The sequence below is a fragment of the Pseudoalteromonas sp. MB47 genome (genome assembly GCF_011319765.1).
GTDB lineage: Bacteria > Pseudomonadota > Gammaproteobacteria > Enterobacterales > Alteromonadaceae > Pseudoalteromonas > Pseudoalteromonas simplex.
On record NZ_VFBD01000009.1, the window covers coordinates 109273 to 131524 of the forward strand.

Consider the following 22252-nt stretch of genomic DNA (forward strand, 5'->3'; position numbering starts at 1 on the left):
ATTGTTTGGATATCTAAATAATAAAAGGAAACGGGATGTTAAACAAACTACTTTCGACCAGCCTACTTCTCAGTGCTATTTCTACCCCTGCATTTGCGAGTGATGTTAATACTGAACTTAAATCTGCAAATAAAAGCGTCAGCGAAAAAGTCATTAAATGGCGCCGTCATTTACACCAATACCCAGAGCTTAGTAACCGTGAGTTTGAAACAGCTAAATACGTGGCTAAGCATTTACGTTCTCTAGGCCTTGAGGTTCAAACAGGTGTGGCTCATACCGGTGTGGTTGCCAAACTTAAAGGGGGCAAAAAAGGCCCGCTTATTGCGCTGCGTGCTGATATGGATGCACTCCCAGTAAAAGAGCAAGTAGACTTACCTTTCGCGTCAACTCAAACAACAGAGTACAAAGGTAATACCGTTGGCGTAATGCATGCCTGTGGTCATGATAACCATGTGGCTATTTTAATGGCAGCCGCTGAGTCTTTAGTAAAAATTAAAGAAGAGCTCGCGGGTGATATTCTGTTTGTCTTCCAACCTGCTGAAGAAGGTGCTCCTGATGGCGAAGAAGGTGGTGCTGAGCTGATGCTTAAAGAAGGCTTATTTAAAGAAAAACCAGAAGCCGTATTTGGTTTACACGTAACCAGCTCACTTAATACCGGACAAATTGGTTTTCGTGAAGGGCCGCTAATGGCCAGCGCCGACAAATTTACTATCACAGTAAAAGGTCGCCAAACTCACGGTTCTCGCCCTTGGAATGGTGTTGACCCAATTGTGGCGTCATCACAAATTATTATGGCAACACAAACCATCGCTTCTCGCCAAGTTGATGTGACCAAAGCGCCTTCGGTGGTTTCATTTGGTGCCATTAATGGCGGTGTGCGTAACAACATCATCCCTGATCAAGTTGAAATGGTTGGCACAATCCGTACCTTTGACCAAGAAATGCGTGCTGACATTAAAAAACGTTTAGCTAAAACCGCTGAGATGGTAGCTGAATCAGGTGGCGCAGAAGCCCATGTTCACATTGATCATGGTTACCCAGTAACAGTAAACGATGTTGAATTAACCAAGAAAATGACACCAACTCTTGCTGGTGTGGTTGGCAAAGAAAACCTGATCACAACGCCACTTATCACAGGTGCCGAAGACTTTAGTTACTACGCCTTAGAAACACCAGGCATGTTCTTTTTCTTAGGTGTCACACCAAAAGGTCAAGATGCAGTTACAGCACCTAGTAACCATTCACCACACTTTTTTGCAGACGAAAAAGCTTTACAGCTTGGCGTAAATGCAATGACGCAATTAGTGGTTGATTATCTAAAATAATAATTATTTTCTTACCGGCGGGTGACATCACTACCCGCCCTATTTTCTTAGCTGTTCAGCATCAATAAAGTTCATTTTGCTAGGGTTAGATTACTATAAACAGGTAAGGAAGCCCCATGACATCAGAATACTTTCATTTTTTAAGCATTATCGGTGTAGCGTTTTTTGCTATTTCTGGCACCTTGCTGGGCCATGAAAAAAGTGTTGGTGGTTTTGGTGTGGTGGTTGTTGCCACAGTCACAGCTCTAGGTGGTGGCACACTTCGAGACATATTGCTTAACAAACCAGTATTTTGGATAGCTCAGCCCGATTATTTGTACGCAACTTACATAGCCATATTCGCCTCTATTTTATCTATTCGTCACTTACCCGATTTAAGTAACACCACCATGCTATTAATGGATGCCGTAGGGATGGCAATTTTCAACATTATTGGTATCGAAAAGGCGCTGATCGGCGGCGCAGATATGATTGTTGCCATCACCATGGGTATGACCACAGGTATTTTTGGTGGCCTGATGCGTGATGTGATCTGCCGAGAAGTGCCTTTAGTAATGGGTGAAGAACTCTATTCAACCGCTTGCTTATCTGGCGGGTTAACTTACGCGGCTTTATTCACCCTAGAGGTGAGTTATATTTGGTGCATTCTTGGCGCATTTGCTGTGACGGTCTGTTTAAGATTAGGCGCCTTACACTTTGGCTGGCAACCTAACCTGTTTCGTAAAAGCAGCTTTAAACGTTCTTAGCAGGTCATATAAATACAGCCATCCAGTGGCATGTCAGCGGGGTATTGGGTTTGAATAAACCCCATTTTTTCATAAGCTGTTTTAGCAAGGGTATTATGGGTATATACAAACAACGACAAGCTATCACACTGCAACTGCTGTTTGCCCTGCTCTCCTAGTAAATTTATCAACACTTTCGCAAGACCTTTGCCTCGCTCACTTGGCGCGATAACTAGCCGTCCTAAATGGCAACGACCTTCACGTAAATAGTATTGACCAAACCCTAACATGCAGCCTTCGTCATTAACCAACGCGAAGGAATTCAGCGCATCTAGGTTTAAATCATTCTTAAAGCTTTGCGTATCAAATGGATAATTAAAAAATGGCCCAGACCAAATACGCAGTTCAGCCTCTGAGTTAAACCAACCCATTAACTCGTTGAGTTGGTCACTCGTTACTTTAACTAGCTTCATGTTTTAACCTATCGTATAAACCCGATGCACGAGTAACAGACTTATTCATTGCCATGAGCAATACATTTTTATCGGCCACCAGCTCAAATGTGGTTTTCGCGCGGGTGATCCCCGTGTAAACCAATTGTCTGTTAATGCCCTGATTAGCCTGTTTTATTGGCGGTAAAATCATCGCTGTGTAAGCAAATTCAGAGCCTTGCGACTTATGAATTGTCATGGCATACACTTTGTCGTGAGCAGGTAAGCGTGCGGGCGAAAAGGCACGAATATTTTCTTGTTCATCAACAAACATGGCTTTTAACTGACCTTGCTCATCGTGCATTAAAATACCTATGTCGCCATTAAACAGTTTTAGTTGGTAGTCGTTTTGGCTGATCATAATTGGCATACCCACGTAATGCCTTTGATATGGCGAGATTAAACCTTGTTGAGCCAGTGCTTTTTCAATACGCTGATTAAGGCTATTTACACCGTAATCACCCTCTCTGACTGCAGCTAACAACTGATAATGCGCAAAGGCTTTATGCACACTGGCAACACTTGCCCCTTGCTGGATAAGCTGCAAATAATCGTGATATTGCAACGCCGCTTGTTGCACAAATTGCTCAATCGGTTTACTGATCACGCTGTAATTAAGTTTAAGGTCTTTAAAGCCACCTTGATTAATCGTTTGCTCAACATAGCCCAGTAAGCCACTGTTATTGGTATTTACAGCTTGTGCTAATTGACCAATGCCGCTGCTACCATCAAAACGATAACTTTGCTGTAAAAACGCAATACAATCGTTAAGTACAAAATGACTGCTCGCCGGGGGTATTTCGCTCTGATTATTAAAACAAACGCGATTAAGCTGCGCTGCTCTTTCACTGCTGTAATCAGGCATTTTGCCAAGCTCTAACCCTTGGCATAGGTCGCTAAGAATACTGCCCGTATCAACCGAGGCTAATTGGTCTTTATCACCCAGTAAAATAAGCCTTGCATGGCTCGGTAATGCCTCGATTAGTTTTGCCATTAGTGACAAATCAACCATCGATGCTTCATCAATGATCAGTACATCTAAATGCAGTGGGTTACGCTTGTTATGGCGAAACTTATTGGTATGAGGAATAACGCCCAGTAAACGGTGAATCGTTTGCGCACTGTCAGGAATAAGTGGCGCGATATTATCAGGGATCATATTAAGCTTTTGCTTTGCCCCTAAAATCGACTCGGTTAAACGCGCTGCCGCTTTACCTGTCGGTGCAACCAGCTTTATTGTTAGCGGTGCACTGGCATACAAAGATTGTAAAATGGCCAGTAGCTTAGTTACTGTGGTAGTTTTACCTGTACCTGGGCCCCCAGTGATCACACTAAAGCCTTTTGTTGCAGCAATCGCACAGGCTACTTTTTGCCAGTTTAATGTTTTAATAGGATCGCTTAGGTTGGTTGTATGGTCACTGCTAGGAAAATACACCTCAAGTAATGCCGTTAATTCGGCTTCATCAAGGGTGAGTTCTTTCGTTGCTAAATGATGTAAACGCGAAGCCAGTGTGGTTTCGTACTCTGCCAAGCGGGCAAAATAAAGTTTATTCGCAAACAACAGTAGTGGCTTGTCGTCCCCTACGCACTCAGCATTCATTAGTTTATTAACAACCTCATTAAGGCTAAATTCCATAGCAAACGGGGTTAAAACCTCAGGGGCTGCAATGCTGGCATCAGCAAAGCTTTGCTCTCTAATTTCAAACGGATTTTGCCAGTTTATATTCACGAGCTCTAAGCAGCTGTGCTGACTTTGCTGCGCGGCCGCAAGTAATAAAATCAGGTAAAACACTTCGTTGTGCGCTGCTTCGTTATTCTCTACCAGTGTTTCTGTGCCAGTCAATAGCTCTGCGAGTTTAACATCAACTAAGCGAATACGTTTTGCCTCAAGTAAATAACTCAGTAACGGCTGTGTTTTAAGTTCTGTGGCAGGCAACACTAAATCGCTTTGGGCATGTTGTTCTGGCTGCTTATTCATTGGCTCGTTTGGCTCATGGTCATCAAAGCCGAATGTCAGTTGACTCATAGCATGGCTCCTTGTGCGAATAAGCTATCCAGCTCAGTTATCTGCTGTTTTGTTAACTGATTAAAATACACCCCTTGTCCTTCGCTCATACCACGTAAGAAGGTGTAGTAAACACCCCCTAAATGCGTATCGCTATCGTAATCTTGAATACGTTGTTTTAATAAACGGTGCAGTGCCACGGTATAAATTAAATACTGCAAATGATACTGATGACTGGTCATGGCTTGCTCTAGTTGCTCATGTTGGTAATCAGCCGCATTATTACCTAAAAAGTTCGATTTATAATCAAGAATATAATACTTACCCTGCCAGCAAAATATTAAATCTATAAAGCCTTTTAGTAAGCCTTGCACCTCACTAAAATCAAGCTGCCCTGGTAAATTAAAGTGCTTTACCAACACTTGGTTAAGCTTATCACTTGAGAGTGATAACAGCGGTAAGTTAAATTCCATTTCGACCAAACAGGTATCGGGCTCAAGTACTGATAAACTAAGCCCTTTATCGTTTAGTGGGCAATTCAGTGCAGCAAGGATCCACTGCTCGGTCATTTCCTGCCAGCTATCGTCAATATGGTATTTTTCGAATAACGTTTTGATCACTTTATCAAGGGCGTGGTCATCTTGCTCGCTGGCTGGGCGCGTTAACGCATAAGGGTCGGTAAAGTCTAATTGCTCAAATATTTCATGCAAACAACTACCCGGCTTTGCCCCTTTAGGGAAGCTGTAAGGTGTTAGAGCATTGGCATTTTGGGCTAAAAACTCATCTTTTTCGTGGTCTTCATCACTGCGGCCAAGTTCAATATGATCAGTATGCTTTTTCAGCGTTAAGCTACTAAAGCTGGTTGAGCGCCAATCACGCTGAATGTCTGCTTTAACAGTATTAACTTGGTAGGCTTGCTCACTGTCAGCACCAGCAAATGTTAACTTTTCTAGTTCATCCGCTTGGCTAAACGCTTCATAGTGCATGTGCGCAGAGCCTTCACAAAATTGTTGTAACAACGCGCGCCATTCATCGCCCGATTTAATCTCTAACCCTGCAAATAATACGTGGCCAATGCTGGTACTTTGAATTCCAGGGCGAGCACTGCGACCTTGCGCAATGTTATACATACCCACAGAACAAAAATGCACGGCACGAGTCAGTGCCACATAAAGTAAACGTAAATCTTCAGCCAAGCGCTCTTGCTCTGCTTTTTGCATTGCGTCGTCACTTTTAGCAAGGTCATAAATCAACTTACCGTCTTTGTGGTAAAGGGCTTCTTTGCTTTCGCGATAGCCACAGGCAAACGGCATGAATACAATCGGGTACTCTAAGCCTTTTGAAGCGTGCATGGTGACAATTTTCACCAAATTAGCATCGCTTTCTAGGCGTACTTGCACCGCTTCACCATCTTGTTGACTAACTTTTTGCGCAAACCAACGCAGCAATCGATGGGTTCCCTCAAGCTCAATTTGCTTTTGCTGCAAGATTTCCCCTAAATGACGGAAATCGGTGAGCCAGCGTTCAACGTTGTAACCTAAACCTTGCCAACGCGCTGCAAGCTGATTATGGCTTAATAAACGCTCGAGCATCGCCATAGCGCCTTGTTTATGCCAAATGTGAGCAAGCTGAGCAAAAAAGTTTAAATGCTCTTGCCATGCACTTTCATTTTCGTGAAGTTCATAAATGTGGTTGTAACTTAAGCAAAACAATGGCCCGGCTAGCACACCACGCAGTAATGATTCATCATACTGTCCATGCAAGGCCGTTAAAAAGTTCAGTAAATGATGACTAAGCTCTTGGTTAAAAACACTATCACGGGATAAATACACGCTGGCAATAGCGGCTTCTGCCAGTGCAGCTTTCATTAACTGTGCTTCGTTTCGGTCACGCACTAACACACAGATATCGGCGGCCGTGAGAGGCTTTCCTGCAATAGTTGCAGCGCCTGCATCGGCTTGCTTGAGTAGCTCAGTAATTTTTTTCGTATACTGCAAAGCCAATGCCTGTTGAGCCACCCCTTTGCTGGTTGGCTTGTTGTTCGCTTCGGCGTATTCATCAACAAAAACCGAAAATTCAAACGCACTTGGCATTTCACCGTTTATTAAAAACGCTTTGTCTTGCTGTTTTCCCTTCGCATTAACCTTTTGAAATGGGATTGCGTCGTTGTAAATAAAGCTATTTTCATTTTTAGCAAATAAACGGTTTACGCTATCAACAACCCCTTCACTTGAGCGGTAGTTGGTATCTAGGGTGTATTGCTTATCATCTGAAACAGCTTGTTTTGCGCCAATATAAGTAAAAATATCTGCACCACGGAAACCATAAATAGCCTGTTTTGGATCACCTATCATGGCAAGCGTGGTGTTTTTATTGCCATAAATGCGGCTAAAAATACCATATTGAACTGGGTCGGTATCTTGGAATTCGTCAATCATGGCAACCGGAAACAAGGCGGCAATTTTTTCACTTAACGCTTGGCCTTGCTCACTTAAAAGCGCTTGATGCAAGTTACTCAGTAAATCATCTGGAGTAATAACGCCTTGCTCTTGCTTGCGTTTAACTAATGCATTTGCCACCCATTTAGCAGCGTATTGCACTATCGCAATATTCAAACCGTTATTGATTAGGCTACTGAGAGTGGCCATTTCATCAAACTGAGCCTGCATTGCATGACTAAGTAAGCTGCCGTTTTTCTTATAATTCGCAGGGTCGCTTAAATTCTCTGTGCTCCACACTTCGAACGAGTATTTACTGGTACCAAATACAAAAAATAGCTCATCATTGTTTATATACTCTTCAAGCGCAGCAAGGCTGTTTTTTCGACCTGGAGTTTTTGAGCCACTTAAATCAGACGCTTTTACGGCATTAATAAATTCACTCTCACGGCACGCCTTTTTAAATGCTGGTACTTTTGCCACAAAGTTGTCGCGCGCTTGCCATATTTCATCAAGGTCATACTCAGGGGTAATTGTTGCCCCTTGTTTATTGAGTAAACTCACCACCTGTGAATACAGTGACGCAGGCACTGGGAAAATATCGGTAATTGCTTGCGTGCGCTCTTTTGATTGTGGGTAAACAAAGGCACGCCAAAAGTCATTAAGGGTTTCTTGAATAAGCTCACGCTCATCTAAAATAAACTCTAAGTTAAACGCCACCCCTGATTCAAAAGCATGTTGTTTCAGCATTCGCTGACAAAAACCATGAATGGTGAATATAGCGGCTTCATCCATCGACTTTGCCGCAGCGTCTAGCAAATCAAATGCGGCGTGTTTGTCAGTTACCTCGTTAATTATTTGCTCAATCAGCTCATCATCAGGCTTTTTACCAAGCAGAGCATCTCTGGCATTGATTATACGCGCCCTTACACGGTCTTTAATTTCTTGGGTGGCGGCTTCTGTAAAGGTCACCACCAGTATTTGCTCAACACTCAGCGGCGTATTTAATGCTTCATCTTCACCGATCGCTTTTTGTAAGCCCAACAAATACCGTAAATACAAACCTGTGATGGTGTAGGTTTTACCTGTACCGGCACTGGCTTCAATAAGGCTTTGTCCACACAGCGCCATACTCATTGGATTAAGCGTTTGCATGATCGGCCTCCTGTGCTAATTCAACTAGTGGCGATAACAGCAGCTCGCTCCATTTTATAAACTCTTCTTCACAGTCTTTAAGGTTCTTTATGGTTAAACGAATATACGGGTTTTCACCTTCACCTATGCCTATATATTGCGGCGCGAATTTATTGTTTGCTTTAACCATGTCTTTATCTGATTTTATGTACTCGTAACCACTGACCGGAAAAAACGCCACAGGACGAGTTAAAAGCGTTTCATAAAGCGAAAACCAATCGTTTAAATACTTGCGGGCATCGTCTTCTGACAAGGGTGAAAAACTAATTTGCTTGTCTAAACCAAGAATAAGGGTTTCAACAGGTTGCCCCATTATTTGCGCCGCTAAATGATGCACAAAGCCACGAATTACATCTTTAGCTTTAATACTGGCGGTGCGATAAAACACCTGTTTTTGACCATAAATATGATTTAACCAACCCTCTAGTGTGGTATTGGCTATTTTAATATTTACTTCAACGGGTAATGTTTCATCACCTTGAATATGCGCTTTCACTTGCCCTGCAAGCGCATCAACTCGGTGCTGCATACTTTCAAACACAAGGTCGCCAACATGGGCTTGGGGTAATTCACCGCGCTGCATAATTTGCGCTTTATTAAGCGGTAGTTCTTGAATGCTCGCTTCGAGAATTTCGTCAAGGTAAAAGTAGCGACGTAATGCATCTAAACTAAATGGCTCTTCATCTTTAGCGATATCGTTAAATTGCGGTAAGCGTAAACCCAAACTTTGCTGATAAAAGCTCTCGTGCGGCTGGCAAATACTGCGAATAAACTGAGTTAACTCAACACTGCTTTCTGGCTGAACACTAAGCGCTTGCTGTGGCTCAGGGTTAACAGCTTGAGTTGGCATCCACACAGGGTTATAGCTGTGTAATTGTGTGGCTAACGGTTTGTTTGCTTTTTGCTCGTCATCAGTTTGGCTTTTATTACCTTCTTTGTTAGTGGTCAGATAATAAGCTGGGTTAAATGGCTGTAAGTGCTGATAATTAATCAGCGCCTCTGGTAGCTTTAAGTGAGTGTCTTGATCAGCAAACTCAAAGCTACGGGCTATGTATTCCAAAAGCTCGCTCACTAAAGTTGAGGGCATTCTTGGTTGGTTATCAAAACAAGAACGACCAATATAACTGATGTATAGATTCTCACGGGCACTTAAAATCGCTTCTAAAAACAGGTAACGGTCATCAAGTTTGCGAGAGCGGTCGCCTTTTTGGCGTTTTGAGTAAGGAACTAAGTCAAAACCAATTGGCTGAACGGTACGCGGGTAATCTGCATCATTTAAACCTAGCATGCACACTACTTTAAATGGCACTGCACGCATTGGCATCAGCGTACAAAAGTTAACTTGCCCCACTAAAAATCGCTGCCCTACGCCTTTTTCTTGAATACCTTGTTTAACCAAGTAACTAACAATACGCTGCGAAACAGCTTGTTGGTAATCGCCATTATCATAATGCTTAATTAGTGTATCGAGCACTTTTTGCAGCACTAATAAATCCCAGCTTTGTTCGCCTTCATCACTGTATATATCGCTTAATAACTCTTTTAGAATTTCTGCCTTTTCGTTAAGCGGTGCATCAGCTTGCAACTTAGTTTTATAACGGGCCAGTACATCAATAAATTCAATAAGTTTATTTAAGGTATTCAGTGCCATACCTTCAACTTCATCGGCGCTGTAAATCCCCGAAAACGGCAATTGCTCATCACGTTGTGCAACACCTAATAACAAGCGGTTTAGACCATGTTGCCAAGTATTTAAATCTATTGCGGGTAAGCCAAAACTGTCTTTGTGGGCTGCATCTAAGCCCCATTTAACGCCAACACGCTCAAGCCAAAAACCAATTTGCTCATATTCATGGGATTCGAGGTTAAACTTCTCGGCAATTTGTGTGACTTGCAGTAAATCAAGAATGTCAGACACACCAAAGCGTGAGTAAGGTAAATCGGCTAAACTAGCAAACGAGCTAAGTACTGGTTTTTCTTGCTCTATCGCTAAATCGGCTAACGCATAAGGAATAAAACGTCGCCCTTCGGCACCACCAAACACCGCCTCAATATACGGGCTGTATGTGCCAACATCTGGCATCATTACAATAATATCTTTTGGTGTTAGCGCTTTATTTTCATTGAATAAATTGAGTAAGTAATCATGTAGTCGTTCTACTTCACGAAGTGGCGTGTGACAATCGCTCAGCACAATGCTGGTATCGTCTGCCTGAATTGGCAACTTGCCTTCGTCATTAATAAACCATTCTTTATCAGGCGTTAATGACTCACCCTTAAAAGCTAATTGGTAAATTTCTGACTGTATTTGCGATAACAAGCTTTGATCAAACTCGTTATCGAATCCGTCAATCCACTGCGCATCTAGTTGCAGTAACTGTTCAAAATAGTCTCGGCCTAATTTACCCCACGACGAGAGTAACGGGTTACCAATAAAAAAGTACTCGTGATCAGGGTTTTTAGCGCTGTCTTCAAGCGCTTGCAACTGCGGGCGTTTAGCATATTTAGCAGCAATCTTGGCTGCTGTTTTTTCATCGAGCGTGTCGCCCCAGTAATGCTCACTGGGGTTGAAGAAGAACAAAAATACCTGCGTTTTTTTCGCAATGGCCTGAAATACTTCAAGCTGGCTACTCGCAATTGCAGAAATACCAAATAAACTAATACGCTCAGGTAATAGGCTTGCGTCCATTTTTTCAAGGGCTGCAAGGAGTTTGTCTTGCATGTTGGCGCGGTGATATTGGCTTTGCCCAAGCTCTTTACTGTGTGCCACCAGCTTGCGCCAAAGATCTGGCTGCCATGGTGCAATGCCCACATCAACATCATCTAGTTCATCGATGCCCTGCTCCCAAGTGGCAATCCAATTGGGGCGATACATTAAATATTGGTCATAAACGTCGGCAATTTTCTCGCACAAGGCAAAGGTTTTTTGCCCTTCACTGTCACCATCCAAATAGGTTTTAAGTGGTAAGTACAGCGGCTCATCAATGCAGTTTGGTAAAATCGCAAACAGCTTCCAAGCAAGGTTAGCTTTGTTATACGGTGATTCACTGGGTACATCAGGCAATAATTGTTGGTAAAGCTGCCAAATAAAACTCGAAGGCAGCGGAAAATCAACCTGAGCGGCAATCCCTAAGTGTTCACTTAAACCTATTTTTAGCCACTGCGACATACCCGGTGACTGCACGAGCACAATTTCTTTTTTAAAAGGGCTCGTTAGCGGATTAACTTTAAGAAGAGCGTGAAACCGCGCTTGCAGTGCTTCCATGCGATTTGATTGAATTATATTCAGCACTTTACACTGTCCTTGCTTGAAACTAACTAATTGACACAGTGTAAGATATTTTAATTAGATGGGATAGAGAGAAATACCCGCAAACAAGGCTTATTCCATGTTTGCAGGCATGTGCTGCGGGCATGTGTTTAGGATATGCGCAGCAGGCAATGTTTACTGGTATGGGCTTATCATCGATAACGCGAACTCAGTGTGCATTATCTCATCACCCTTGATGCCTTTAAGCGCAATACGAATGGTAGGGTCTGCTTTTTGCCAATCGATTGTTAAGTCGCCGTAGTTAACCTCATGAGTGTAATCACCCACACGGTGTTTATTAGGGCTAACATCTTTCCACTTTTCTGTAAGCCCAGAACTAGTCATCTCATATAACGGGTAATCTAGGTTTTGTTGATACTTAGACAGCTCACCCCAGTGGGTATCGCCACTGACAATAATTACACCATTTACTTTATGCTTTTTAATAAGCGCAAATAAACGCTCACGATCAGCTGGATAATTTGCCCATGACTCCCAACCTGTAAAATCAGCTAATAGCTGCAAGCTTGAGGCAATGATTTTTATCTTTTCATCTGACTTAAGCTCTTGTTCGAGCCATTGCCATTGGCTTTCGCCAAGCATAGAGGCGTTTTTATCGGTTGTTGGACTATAAGGCCCTTGTTTTGCAGGTTTACGCTCAAGTTGATAGGTCATCGCTGATACATGATTTAACGGCGCACGATTAAAACGCAGATCAGGCATGATGACTTTTACTGTTTGCTCACCTTTACCGTACGTGTACGAAGTGTAAATACCATCTTCACGAGTTCTGCGATCAGAATCCGCTGGCTCTTGCCAAAAGTCGAGCATGATTTTTCGTGATTGCTGTTTTTTTGGGTATTCGCTGCCAGCGTCATTTTCGCCATAATCATGGTCATCCCACATGGCTATTATAGGTGTATTTGCACGTAATGTTTTAAAGCCCGGCTTTTGCCCTAAACGTTGGTATTTATCAGCAAGTACCGTCATATCTTCAGTATCACCATAAATGTTATCGCCAAGGAACATAAATAAATCGGCTTGCTCTTTGTTGATGGCATCAAAAATCGGAATAGCTTTGTCTTGATGACCACATGAGCCAAACAAAATTTTACTTGGCGCGGCAATCGCACTCACACTACTAACCATCATTAATCCAGATAAGGCGCTTTTAAACAAACGAAGAGTTAAACTCATTTTAAAATCTCCTTAATTGGCGCTGCCATTTTCGGGTTAACTTGCTGACTGTTGACGCCTAAAATATTCAGCACAGTTGCCGCTACTTGCGCTTGTTTGAGCTCATTTTTGGGCTTAATTAAGCCTGTTGCTTTTATATCTGGGCCAATCGCTGCTAACCAAATATGTTCAGAGCCAACAATGCCGTTTGGAAAACGCTGCTTTCCTTGCTCTGAACGTGCTAAAGCACGCTTCGAACTATGGTGTTGCCAATCATCAGCATGACTGCCGCGGCCATGATCGGTGGTGATGATCAATGTGGTATTGTCTTTATAGCCCGGTGTTTGTTGAATTATTTGCCAAAGGTCACGAATAAACGCATCACTTTGTTTAGCCGATTTTAAATAGGCATCGTATTTACCGTTATGAGCAAAGTCATCGGTTTCACCCAAGCTAATAACTAGCAAACGCGGCTGTTTATTTAATAAATAGTGTTTGGCAAATCGGTAGGTAAAGCTGTCGAGGCGAACATTGTGCCAAGGGCTTGGGATCTCACTTTGCATTTGGTTTAGCAGAGTCACTTCCTTTGACTTCACTGCATCAAAAGTTTCAAAGCCAGCATTAACATAAACCCCACTGCGCTCACGATTTACAATATAGGGAAACACATCCCAGCTACCAAAAAGCGCGGTTTTACCTTTAAATTCTGGCTGAGAATTTAAACTCTCTAAAATGGTTTTATTGGGGTTAGGCACTTTATCGTTACTATCGATATTTTCATCTACTATGCCAGTTAAAACTTCACTGTAACCTGGGTATGAGAAATACCACGGGTTGCTTACCGACATCAATGAACCTTGCGTTCTATCGCCAATCAAAACGCCTTGCTTTGCCAGTGTTTCGCTAAAAAATGGCATTAATGCACGAGTACGCTGTGCTTGGTCATCTCGCCAAAAAAGCGCCTTTAGTTCATCTGTATTTGCAACAAAATCAGTGTTATCGATTAGGTTTTTATCTGCACCAGAGAACACTTCTTGCCAGCGAAGCCCATCAAGAGTAACAAGCACAACATTGTCGGCAGCTTTACAGCTTATGCTTAAAAGTGATGCTGCCACCACCGCCGTGGCTAAAATTAATTTTTTCATATTTCACCTGCAAAAAAGCCCATCAACGATGGGCTATTTAAAACGTTAGCTTATTGCTTAAAACTGCGCTGTAAGTGTTAGAGCAGCTGTACGTGGTGCACCAATAAAGTAGGTTGAACCATTACCAGTACCACCCGCTAGATAAGATTTATCAAACAGGTTATTCACCACAAATGCAAGGTCGAGTGATTTAAACACACCAGAATCAAGACTCGTGTTATAACCTATGTTTAAATCAACCAAGGTATAACCATCAACTTTGTTACGTGAACGAGTTTGTTCATCAGTCCATGCACCTAAACGCTCACCTGTGTATTTAGCTGATAAACCAAAGCGGAAATCACCACTGTAGTAATCTGCCGATACCACAAATAAATCTTGTGCTGAGTCAATCACTTCATCACCCGCTTTAAAGCTGGCTGATGCTTCTTCAAGTAACTCACCCTCGCTGTTGTAAGCACTTGGATCGTTCGATTGATACTCAGAGTTATTGTACGTATACGATGTGTAAAGGTTCCATTTGTCAGTCAGCATATAGCTTGCAGAAAGCTCCACACCCGTTGACTCAATTCCACCAACGTTGATGTAAGAACCGTTCGTGCCAATGGTGTAATCAATTCCATCTGTATCACTGCCCGGAGCAATAAAGGTAATACGGTTATCAAATTCAATGCTGTAAGCTGTTGCCGTTAAGCTTAAGCGGTCATCACTGTAGCGAACACCAAGGTCGATGTTTTCAGCTGTTTCAGGTTCAATTTCGGTCAGTGTTGATGAATCACGTTCAAGTACACCATCTTTAATTGCCGCAAAGTTTTCGCTGTAGCTGGTGAATAGCTCTGTGCTTGCAGATAGCTGATACAGCACACCACCGCTGAATAGTACGTCTGAATCACTGTCGATTTTATCTGAGTACTCATCTTCAAAATGGTTATAACGCTGCAGCTCAACAAGGTACTGTTTAGCACCTAAATTAAGTGTGAAGTCGCCTAAACTGATTGAGTCTTGTACGTACCACTTGAATGTATCTGTTTCGAAGGTGTTTTTATATTGTGTCCAATACGGCGTATGGTCAAAGTGATGATAAATACGGGCATCAATAACTTTATGCCAGTCACGTGACTCATCACGGTCTGTTTGTTCAAACCAAAAACCGGCTTCAATGTCATGGTTGCCAAGGGTTACTTGGTATTCACCGGTCATACCTAAGCGGTCTTTTTTGTAGTGAGTATGACGATACGACATAACTGGAATAGCATCATCTGGGTAACAGGCTGGGTTTAAGCCAGGGCCTGAAGACCATGGCCATTCTAAACTTGCCGTACAACCTGCAGCAGGTGCCAGTGGGTTACCCTCACTATCTGTAAAGCCATAATTGCCAGCATTTTCGCCGCCAATCGTTGTTGGGTTTCCATCGCCATCAACCGGTGACGTTAAATAAGGCGGGATCCAATCGCCACGACCTGAGTTTTTATGATAGTAAGGCGACAAGCTTAAGTTTGAAGTGGCACTTAACGCGTAATCAAACTTTACATACGCAAGGGTATTTTCACGCAGTGTACCCCAGCCCTCAGCAAACATTTGATCAAAATGCGGCACGCCTGTCCAATTCCAAGTTAAACGATCCCAATCAGGGTTTTGTTCAAATTCACTAATACTGATGCTGTTATAGTTAATTTCGTGAACATCATCATACGAAACACGACCCGTTACGGTTAAGTCGCTAAAGTCGGATACAAACTTCGCTTCGATGTGCTGGCTGTCTTTACCACCATTGCTGCCATCACCAATCCAACGACTGGTGTCTGTTTGCGAATAGCTGATATAGGCTTGCGTGTTATCAAACACAGTGCCGGTTTCGTGCTTCACAAAGTAGCGGCTAGCATTGTGATCGCCCGTCGTGTAAGCAAATGTGGTACTTTGTTCTGTACTCGGTTGTGCACTCACAAAATTAAAAGTACCGCCTAATGCTTCGAGTGATGCTGAAGCAATATCAGACGTACCTTGCCCTACTTCAACCGTTGCTAAGTTTTCGCTGTCTAAGTAACGGTTTGCTTTTGCACCGCCACCATAGTTAGAACCACCATTAGGAATACCATCAATCGTCATACCTAATTGCTGTTGATTACCATCAATACTAAAGCCACGCATAGTGATGGTGGTTGACCAATCGTCACCACCGAATGCATCACCTTCGTTGATGCTAATACCCGGTAGGTTATCAATCACGGCTAACACACTTGATACTGAACTTTGTTGCTCAAGCATCGCAGGTTCAATAACGTTATTTGCATAACTGGTTGGCTTTGCAACAACGGTAATTTCTTCAATTTCGTTATTCGTGTTTGCATGTGCCGATGTTGCTAAAAGCGTTGCGACTACAAGGCTTAGCTTTGTTTTTTTTGCTACTGTGCTCATTGTTTTTCCAAGGTTACGTATTTAAAAGCGGGCACAGTATGCAGAGCGCGTATTACATTTAGGGTCAAAATATTTGACACAACAATTAAACAATTAATGCATTTTCATGGCAGATTTAAGACTTAACTGTTTAATATATAAGAAAGTATTAGAAAAAACGCCCAGTTAAATTAACTGAGCGCTTGTTGGTTGGACAATATTATTAGGTTTGCTTAAATCAGTTCAGCCAGCATTTCATCGCTGTATGGTGTTAATGCTTCACCATTTTTAACTTTACTGATGTAATCTGGGTTCGCAATGAATGGGCGACCAATCGCAATTAAGTCAAATTGGTTATTATCGATAGCTTGAATAGCTGTCTCAAAGCTATAGCTACCTACCCCGACTAAGGTACCTTTGTACGCACCGCGCATATATTCAGATGCTGACTTATCACCTAAGCTTGCAAAGCGCATGCTGTCATCAAAAATACCAACATGTAAGTAGGCAAGATTACGCGTTTCAAGGGCTGGTAACAGATAATCGAATACTGCTTTATCACCGTCGCTTTCAGTCATATTAAAATACGCCCCTGGCGATAAACGTAATGCAGTTTTATCTGCACCAATTGCTGCAACTACTGCATCAACGACTTCAAGAGCAAAACGCGACATGTTTTCTGGTGTTTGACCGTATTGATCTTCACGTTGGTTGGCAGCAAAGTGTAAGAATTGATCAATCAAGTAACCATTTGCACCATGAATTTCAACCCCGTCAAAACCCGCTTCAATAGCGTTTTCGGCGGCTTTTGCGTAGTCAGCAATTAAACCTTGAATGTCTTCAATGGTTGCCGCTTTTGGAGTAACGTAAGTTAACTCACGCATTCTCGGTACCGAACCTTCAATACCAATTGCTGATGGTGCCAGTACATCACCACCAAAAAAGTGAGGATGAGCAACACGACCAACATGCCAAAGCTGAGCAAACATTTTGCCGCCTTTAGCGTGCACAGCATCGGTCACTTTCTTCCAACCTTGTATTTGTTCACTAGTAAATAAACCCGGCGTATTTGGATAACCTTGAGCATCTGGGCGAATAATCGTTGCTTCGCTAATAATTAAGCCCGCATCAGCACGGCGCGCATAATAGTCAACCATTGCTTGGGTAGGTACGAGATTATCGTCGCTCATACAGCGTGTAAGGGGTGCCATTAGTACACGGTTTTGCAACTCAATGCTGTCATTTAGTTTAAACGGAGAAAGTAAATCGGTTGTCATGGTTTTATCCTTATCTTGAACACACATTCAAGATAAGGGCGAAACAAACATACTTCAAGGTTTATTTTGAATAATCGTTCAAGATTACGTAAACTTCGTTTATACCAATTCGCTTAATTAAGTGGTCTATTTTGAGGCAAGAAAACCTCGTTGATAACAAGGCAAAAATTTCGTTATTTAGTTGTTCTAAATCAGAAGTTTTTAACGCGGGTAGCGACAGGTTTAATCCCTCAAAATGACTAAGTATTATTGCGGATTGGTATTAAATACCGTGAGGAGCTTTAATGAGAACTGCTGAATTTGATGCTGAATTTGTACTACGCCAAGCCATGCATGCTTTTATGAAATATGGCTATGCGAAGACCAGTATGCAAAAATTAAAAGAAGTGACTCACCTTCACCCGGGTTCTATTTACGCGGCTTATGGCAACAAAAAAGGCTTGTTTTTAGCCGCCACCGAGCAATATCAAAAAGACAGAAACCAACAATTTACTGCCCTTTTTAATGACCAACAATCAATTTTATCGACTCTTAAACATTACTTAACTGTGATTGTTGATGAGTGTATTGAAGGTGAAGTAGCTAAAGTATGCTTACTTACAAAGAGTATTTCTGAGGTTGAAGGCAATGACCCACAAATTTGCACTGTGCTGCGTAGCAACCTTAATGCATACGAGCATGCCCTCGCCGAGCAACTTCAAAAAGCCCTAGATAACAACGAATTTGTAAGTAGCAAGTCAGCGCAACAACTTGCACGCTTTTTAGTCATGGGCATATACGGTATTCGTACCTATGCGCTGACAAATCAAGACCCTAAATCTCTGCAACAACTTGCTGACGATCTATTTGCTGCATTAGTAAATTAATTTAGCTAATAACTTTACTTGTCATATTAATTTATCACCTTATGATTAAAGTGTAGCTGTGTATAACTAAAAGAGTGAGCCTGTCATGAATAATGCAACTGCTAAACGTGTTGAAACTGAATTTGATACTGTACTCGCCTTAGGCGCAAAGAAACGACTCGCTTATATGTTTGAAACGGTACAAGAGTTTAAACAAGTGTGGATCCTCAATGATGAACATGGCTGCGTCATGCTCTCAAACGAAGATGACGACTGCGTGCCTGTATGGCCTAGCCGCGAATTTGCCCAAAGCTGGGCAACCGGTGAATGGCAAGGTTGCACACCAAAAGCCATCCCTGTAAAAGATTGGTTAAGTCGCTGGACACCTGGTCTTGAGCAAGATGACTTACTTATTGCTGTATTTCCAACAGACCAAGACGACGGCACAATTTTATTCCCCGATGAGTTTGACTCACAACTGAGAATGCCAAAAAGACGATTTTAAATGTAAGGGAGCCAAGCGCTCCCTTTTTTATGCGATTTGTTGTAACCGCAGTGCTGAAATATCTTTAATCGGTGGCTTGCCAAAAAAGCGTGTGTACTCGCGGCTAAACTGGGATGGACTCTCGTAGCCCACTTTTAAAGCTGCAGAGCCTACATCTATTCGCTCATTCAGCATTAATTGTCTTGCCGCTTGTAGCCGTAAGTTTTTTACGTATTGCAACGGGCTCATCTTTACTACATCACGAAAATGCAGTCTGAATGTCGACGGGCTCATGTGTGCATCACGGGCTAAATCATCAATTGAAAATTGACTGCTAAAGTTTTCTTTTAACCAACACAAGGTCTTAGCGATTTTTTGATGGGCTGAGCCAGACATCACAATTTGCCTTAAATAAGGGCTATGCGGACTATTTAACAACCGCAATATGATTTCTTTTTTAATGAGTGGCGCAAGGTTAACTTTTAATTGTGGCTCGTTGTCGAGTTGAATAAGCCTTAGTAAAGCATCAAGTAAGCCGTTATCAGTATCAACCACCGACATAGCTTGGTGCTTAGGGAACTTGTCTTGCCCTGCGAACTCCATTTCAGCAACAATGTGGCTAATTTGATGAGCATCTAAACGCAAGTAAAGGCCATAAAATGGCTGCTCTTTACTGGCACGAGTAATATGCGAGGCAACAGGCACATCGACTGAGGTCACCAATGATTGCCCGTCAGTGTAATCATAACTATGTTCACCCAGCACAACTCGCTTTGCACCTTGCAAGCTAATGCCCAGTCCTAATTCATACACGCAGGCCATCGGCAATGAGACTTCGCTTCGTCTGAAAACCAATAACTCAGGAATTGCTGTTTCAAAATTACCGTCTGAAATCGCTATCGCTTTAACCGCTTCTATCAATGCCTGACGCATTTAGATTACCTCTAAGAAATACTCAATTAAGTGTATCACCGTAATTTGAGGTTAGGACCATTTTAGGTAACAGTTCGTTATTTTAGGCAAAAATTAAATCATTTATGGCAAGCAGAAACGGCCATCATCGACCATAATGTATTTTCAATTTTTCGATTGCATGCTCTATGTAATCAGCAACTGCTACAAAACCTCAATACATTCAATATCTAAAATCAAAAGAGAAATTATGAACCATAACAACACGGATTTATTTGTGTTTGTCGCGATCGCTGCTTTGGTCACCGTTCATGACAAGCCTTTGTTAAAACGAGCATGTCAGCACGCATTGAATGATGGCGTTTCAATGCAAGAGTTGTGTGATATTTTACCGCATATCAGTGTATATTCTGGGGTGCCAAAAGCATTGCTGGCGCTAGAGATTTTAAAGTCACTTGATGATATTCAAGGTTCAAATGCGTTGCTTATCAAACGCACAGAGCAGCAGCTAAAAACCGCACTCACATTTGGCCAACTACCTTTTAGCATAGAACAGCAAAACAACAGAGTTTTTGAGCTTGCCTCTTTAGGCGCTTTGTTTGCATTAGACGATGCCAGCAGCTTAGTTAGCGAGCAACTTAAACGCTGTGTACTGCTTGGTTATAGCCGTGAACAACTTGAATTATTAGTGATAGAACTTGCCAGAAAGGTCAGTAGCCACATAGCAATGCGCGCTAAATGTAACCTTGAAAAGCACTTTGCTATGGTGGGGTAAATTTAAGAAATGGCGGTGACGGAGAGATTCGAACTCTCGATACGTTGCCGTATACACACTTTCCAGGCGTGCTCCTTCAGCCACTCGGACACGTCACCTAAGGCGCTGCTTAGAGTTTAGCAGCGGCGTTATAGTATGAAAACAACCCTACAGACGCAAGGGCTTTTTAAAATAGTGCAGTTAAGTGATTAGTAATCAAACAAAAAAGGCAAGGTGTGCACCTTGCCTTTTGTATATAGATATCTCGTTCTTAACGCTGAAGCGTTGCTGAGAACTCTAACATACGATTAAGCGACTTTAATGCGCCTTCGCGTAAGTCCATATCAACAAACACTTCTTTACCTTCTGGATCTGTCAGTGCTTCTTCAATTGCTTTTAAGCCATTCATCGCCATCCACGGGCAATGCGCACAGCTTTTACATGTTGCGCCTTCACCCGCTGTTGGGGCTTCAAAGAATTCTTTCTCTGGGCATAACTGCTGCATTTTGTAGAAAATACCTCGGTCAGTCGCGACGATGAACTTTTTGTTGTCCATAGTTTGCGCTGCTTTGATTAGTTGGCTTGTTGAGCCAACCGCATCAGCTAAGGCTACTATCTCCGCAGGAGACTCTGGGTGAACCAATACAGCCGCATCTGGGTGTAAGGCTTTCATATCCTTAAGTGCTTTGGTTTTAAACTCGTCATGAACGATACAGGCGCCATTCCACATGATCATGTCTGCACCTGTGTTCTTTTGAATGTAAGAACCTAAGTGTTTATCTGGACCCCAAATGATTTTTTCGCCTTGCTCATCAAGGTGCTCAACGATCTCAAGCGCACATGACGAAGTAACAATCCAATCTGCACGCGCTTTAACAGCTGTTGATGTATTTGCATACACCACTACCTTGCGATCAGGATGCTGATCACAAAACTCTGAGAATTCTTCGATTGGGCAACCTACGTCTAATGAACACGTTGCAGCAAGCGTTGGCATAACAACTGTTTTATTTGGCGTTAGGATTTTTGCTGTTTCGCCCATAAAGCGAACACCGGCTACCACAATTACATCTGCGTCGTGCTTAGCGCCAAAACGCGCCATTTCTAGCGAGTCAGCAACACAACCGCCTGTTTCTTCAGCTAGTGCTTGAATTTCAGGATCAGTGTAATAATGGGCAACAAGAACCGCGTTCTTGTCTTTTAATAATTGTTTGATACGTGCCTTATACTCAGCTTGCTCGTCTTTTGATAACGGAGCCGGCTTTGGAGGGAAGATATAATCTTCAGGCATAATTTGTTCAGCTAGACTCATTTCTCGACCACTTAGTCCACAGTGCATTCATGGCGCGAATTATACGAGAATCTTAAGCTAATGAACAGTATTGCTGTGAGCTGTTAAGATAAATAAAGGATAACTTAGAAAGAAAAGATAAATCAGGAATGGTGGGTCATGATGGACTTGAACCATCGACCAATGGATTAAAAGTCCACTGCTCTACCAACTGAGCTAATGACCCGCTCTGGATATTTAGATGCGTAAATCCGCCGATATAGAACCATTCAAAAGAATGGTGGGTCATGATGGACTCGAACCATCGACCAATGGATTAAAAGTCCACTGCTCTACCAACTGAGCTAATGACCCGCTCTGGAAATTTTGATGCGTAAATCCGCCGATATGAGACCATTCGAAGAATGGTGGGTCATGATGGACTTGAACCATCGACCAATGGATTAAAAGTCCACTGCTCTACCAACTGAGCTAATGACCCGCTCT

The 22252-nt window shown here is 42.5% G+C and carries 15 protein-coding genes and 4 tRNA genes; 5 read left to right on the forward strand and 14 right to left on the reverse strand.

Annotated features, from left to right (window positions below; genetic code table 11):
• The first annotated feature begins 35 nt into the window (after window positions 1-35).
• Complete coding sequence (locus IMPJCBKJ_RS06280; RefSeq protein ID WP_166339371.1) at window positions 36-1325, forward strand: amidohydrolase; 1290 nt, start codon at window positions 36-38, stop codon at window positions 1323-1325.
• A gap of 116 nt (window positions 1326-1441) precedes the next feature.
• The gene (locus tag IMPJCBKJ_RS06285) at window positions 1442-2071 is read left to right on the forward strand and encodes a trimeric intracellular cation channel family protein (protein ID WP_166339373.1); all 630 of its coding nucleotides are present in this window, start codon (window positions 1442-1444) and stop codon (window positions 2069-2071) included.
• Here the strand turns inward: IMPJCBKJ_RS06285 and IMPJCBKJ_RS06290 are convergent.
• The 8 genes from IMPJCBKJ_RS06290 to IMPJCBKJ_RS06325 form a co-directional block, all read right to left on the reverse strand.
• On the reverse strand, window positions 2068-2523 hold the full coding sequence (locus IMPJCBKJ_RS06290; protein WP_166339375.1) for a GNAT family N-acetyltransferase: 456 nt from the start codon (window positions 2521-2523) through the stop codon (window positions 2068-2070). The genes IMPJCBKJ_RS06285 and IMPJCBKJ_RS06290 overlap by 4 nt on opposite strands.
• Entirely contained in the window at window positions 2510-4519 is a 2010-nt protein-coding gene (recD, locus tag IMPJCBKJ_RS06295) for an exodeoxyribonuclease V subunit alpha (RefSeq protein ID WP_240921008.1), read from the reverse strand. Before recD ends, IMPJCBKJ_RS06290 begins: the two co-directional genes overlap by 14 nt.
• 44 nt (window positions 4520-4563) lie before the next feature.
• Window positions 4564-8139: an exodeoxyribonuclease V subunit beta gene (recB, locus tag IMPJCBKJ_RS06300; RefSeq protein WP_166339379.1), complete on the reverse strand. Its 3576-nt coding sequence runs from the start codon at window positions 8137-8139 to the stop codon at window positions 4564-4566.
• Window positions 8126-11470 carry an exodeoxyribonuclease V subunit gamma gene (recC, locus tag IMPJCBKJ_RS06305; RefSeq protein ID WP_166339381.1) on the reverse strand — a complete coding sequence of 1115 codons (3345 nt, stop codon included), beginning with the start codon at window positions 11468-11470 and terminating at the stop codon, window positions 8126-8128. The genes recB and recC overlap by 14 nt, the downstream gene beginning before the upstream one ends.
• Before the next feature lie 153 nt (window positions 11471-11623).
• Window positions 11624-12640: an alkaline phosphatase D family protein gene (locus tag IMPJCBKJ_RS06310; RefSeq protein WP_240921009.1), complete on the reverse strand. Its 1017-nt coding sequence runs from the start codon at window positions 12638-12640 to the stop codon at window positions 11624-11626.
• Between the two features lie 41 nt (window positions 12641-12681).
• Complete coding sequence (locus tag IMPJCBKJ_RS06315; RefSeq protein WP_166339385.1) at window positions 12682-13809, reverse strand: alkaline phosphatase family protein; 1128 nt, start codon at window positions 13807-13809, stop codon at window positions 12682-12684.
• Between the two features lie 57 nt (window positions 13810-13866).
• On the reverse strand, window positions 13867-16224 hold the full coding sequence (locus tag IMPJCBKJ_RS06320) for a TonB-dependent receptor (RefSeq protein ID WP_166339387.1): 2358 nt from the start codon (window positions 16222-16224) through the stop codon (window positions 13867-13869).
• A gap of 212 nt (window positions 16225-16436) precedes the next feature.
• Window positions 16437-17480, reverse strand: coding sequence for an alkene reductase (locus tag IMPJCBKJ_RS06325; protein ID WP_166339389.1), 1044 nt, complete (start codon window positions 17478-17480; stop codon window positions 16437-16439).
• Window positions 17481-17764: 284 nt separating this feature from the next.
• On the opposite strand from IMPJCBKJ_RS06325, the gene IMPJCBKJ_RS06330 reads away from it, so the two are divergent.
• Both IMPJCBKJ_RS06330 and IMPJCBKJ_RS06335 read left to right on the forward strand, forming a co-directional pair.
• Complete coding sequence (locus IMPJCBKJ_RS06330; RefSeq protein WP_166339391.1) at window positions 17765-18346, forward strand: TetR/AcrR family transcriptional regulator; 582 nt, start codon at window positions 17765-17767, stop codon at window positions 18344-18346.
• A gap of 85 nt (window positions 18347-18431) precedes the next feature.
• Window positions 18432-18830, forward strand: coding sequence for a DUF2750 domain-containing protein (locus tag IMPJCBKJ_RS06335; RefSeq protein WP_166339393.1), 399 nt, complete (start codon window positions 18432-18434; stop codon window positions 18828-18830).
• 27 nt (window positions 18831-18857) lie between these two features.
• On the opposite strand, the gene IMPJCBKJ_RS06340 is transcribed toward IMPJCBKJ_RS06335, so the two are convergent.
• Window positions 18858-19742: an AraC family transcriptional regulator gene (locus tag IMPJCBKJ_RS06340; RefSeq protein WP_166339395.1), complete on the reverse strand. Its 885-nt coding sequence runs from the start codon at window positions 19740-19742 to the stop codon at window positions 18858-18860.
• A 229-nt stretch (window positions 19743-19971) separates the two neighbouring features.
• Here IMPJCBKJ_RS06340 and IMPJCBKJ_RS06345 point away from each other — a divergent pair, with 229 nt between their 5' ends.
• Window positions 19972-20496 (forward strand): carboxymuconolactone decarboxylase family protein, encoded by a 525-nt coding sequence (locus IMPJCBKJ_RS06345; protein ID WP_166339397.1) that lies wholly within the window; start codon window positions 19972-19974, stop codon window positions 20494-20496.
• A gap of 10 nt (window positions 20497-20506) precedes the next feature.
• On the opposite strand, the gene IMPJCBKJ_RS06350 is transcribed toward IMPJCBKJ_RS06345, so the two are convergent.
• The 5 genes from IMPJCBKJ_RS06350 to IMPJCBKJ_RS06370 all read right to left on the reverse strand — a co-directional run bounded on the left by IMPJCBKJ_RS06350 (window position 20507) and on the right by IMPJCBKJ_RS06370 (window position 22247).
• Window positions 20507-20594, reverse strand: a tRNA-Ser gene (locus IMPJCBKJ_RS06350).
• Window positions 20595-20746: 152 nt separating this feature from the next.
• Window positions 20747-21787, reverse strand: coding sequence for a quinolinate synthase NadA (gene nadA, locus IMPJCBKJ_RS06355; RefSeq protein ID WP_166339399.1), 1041 nt, complete (start codon window positions 21785-21787; stop codon window positions 20747-20749).
• Window positions 21788-21916: 129 nt separating this feature from the next.
• Window positions 21917-21992: transfer RNA gene (locus IMPJCBKJ_RS06360), tRNA-Lys, on the reverse strand.
• Window positions 21993-22044: 52 nt separating this feature from the next.
• Window positions 22045-22120 (reverse strand) — tRNA-Lys (locus IMPJCBKJ_RS06365).
• 51 nt (window positions 22121-22171) lie between these two features.
• Window positions 22172-22247: transfer RNA gene (locus IMPJCBKJ_RS06370), tRNA-Lys, on the reverse strand.
• Window positions 22248-22252 lie beyond the last annotated feature (5 nt).

Excerpts from the sequence above, each read along its gene's own strand:
- IMPJCBKJ_RS06280 (WP_166339371.1), top strand. The coding sequence starts at position 36 with ATGTTAAACAAACTACTTTCGACCAGCCTACTTCTCAGTGCTATTTCT.
- IMPJCBKJ_RS06285 (WP_166339373.1), top strand. The coding sequence starts at position 1,442 with ATGACATCAGAATACTTTCATTTTTTAAGCATTATCGGTGTAGCGTTT.
- IMPJCBKJ_RS06290 (WP_166339375.1), bottom strand. The coding sequence starts at position 2,523 with ATGAAGCTAGTTAAAGTAACGAGTGACCAACTCAACGAGTTAATGGGT.
- recD (WP_240921008.1), bottom strand. The coding sequence starts at position 4,519 with ATGAATAAGCAGCCAGAACAACATGCCCAAAGCGATTTAGTGTTGCCT.
- recB (WP_166339379.1), bottom strand. The coding sequence starts at position 8,139 with ATGCAAACGCTTAATCCAATGAGTATGGCGCTGTGTGGACAAAGCCTT.
- IMPJCBKJ_RS06310 (WP_240921009.1), bottom strand. The coding sequence starts at position 12,640 with ATGATGGTTAGTAGTGTGAGTGCGATTGCCGCGCCAAGTAAAATTTTG.
- IMPJCBKJ_RS06315 (WP_166339385.1), bottom strand. The coding sequence starts at position 13,809 with ATGAAAAAATTAATTTTAGCCACGGCGGTGGTGGCAGCATCACTTTTA.
- IMPJCBKJ_RS06320 (WP_166339387.1), bottom strand. The coding sequence starts at position 16,224 with ATGAGCACAGTAGCAAAAAAAACAAAGCTAAGCCTTGTAGTCGCAACG.
- IMPJCBKJ_RS06325 (WP_166339389.1), bottom strand. The coding sequence starts at position 17,480 with ATGACAACCGATTTACTTTCTCCGTTTAAACTAAATGACAGCATTGAG.
- IMPJCBKJ_RS06330 (WP_166339391.1), top strand. The coding sequence starts at position 17,765 with ATGAGAACTGCTGAATTTGATGCTGAATTTGTACTACGCCAAGCCATG.
- IMPJCBKJ_RS06335 (WP_166339393.1), top strand. The coding sequence starts at position 18,432 with ATGAATAATGCAACTGCTAAACGTGTTGAAACTGAATTTGATACTGTA.
- IMPJCBKJ_RS06340 (WP_166339395.1), bottom strand. The coding sequence starts at position 19,742 with ATGCGTCAGGCATTGATAGAAGCGGTTAAAGCGATAGCGATTTCAGAC.
- IMPJCBKJ_RS06345 (WP_166339397.1), top strand. The coding sequence starts at position 19,972 with ATGAACCATAACAACACGGATTTATTTGTGTTTGTCGCGATCGCTGCT.
- nadA (WP_166339399.1), bottom strand. The coding sequence starts at position 21,787 with ATGAGTCTAGCTGAACAAATTATGCCTGAAGATTATATCTTCCCTCCA.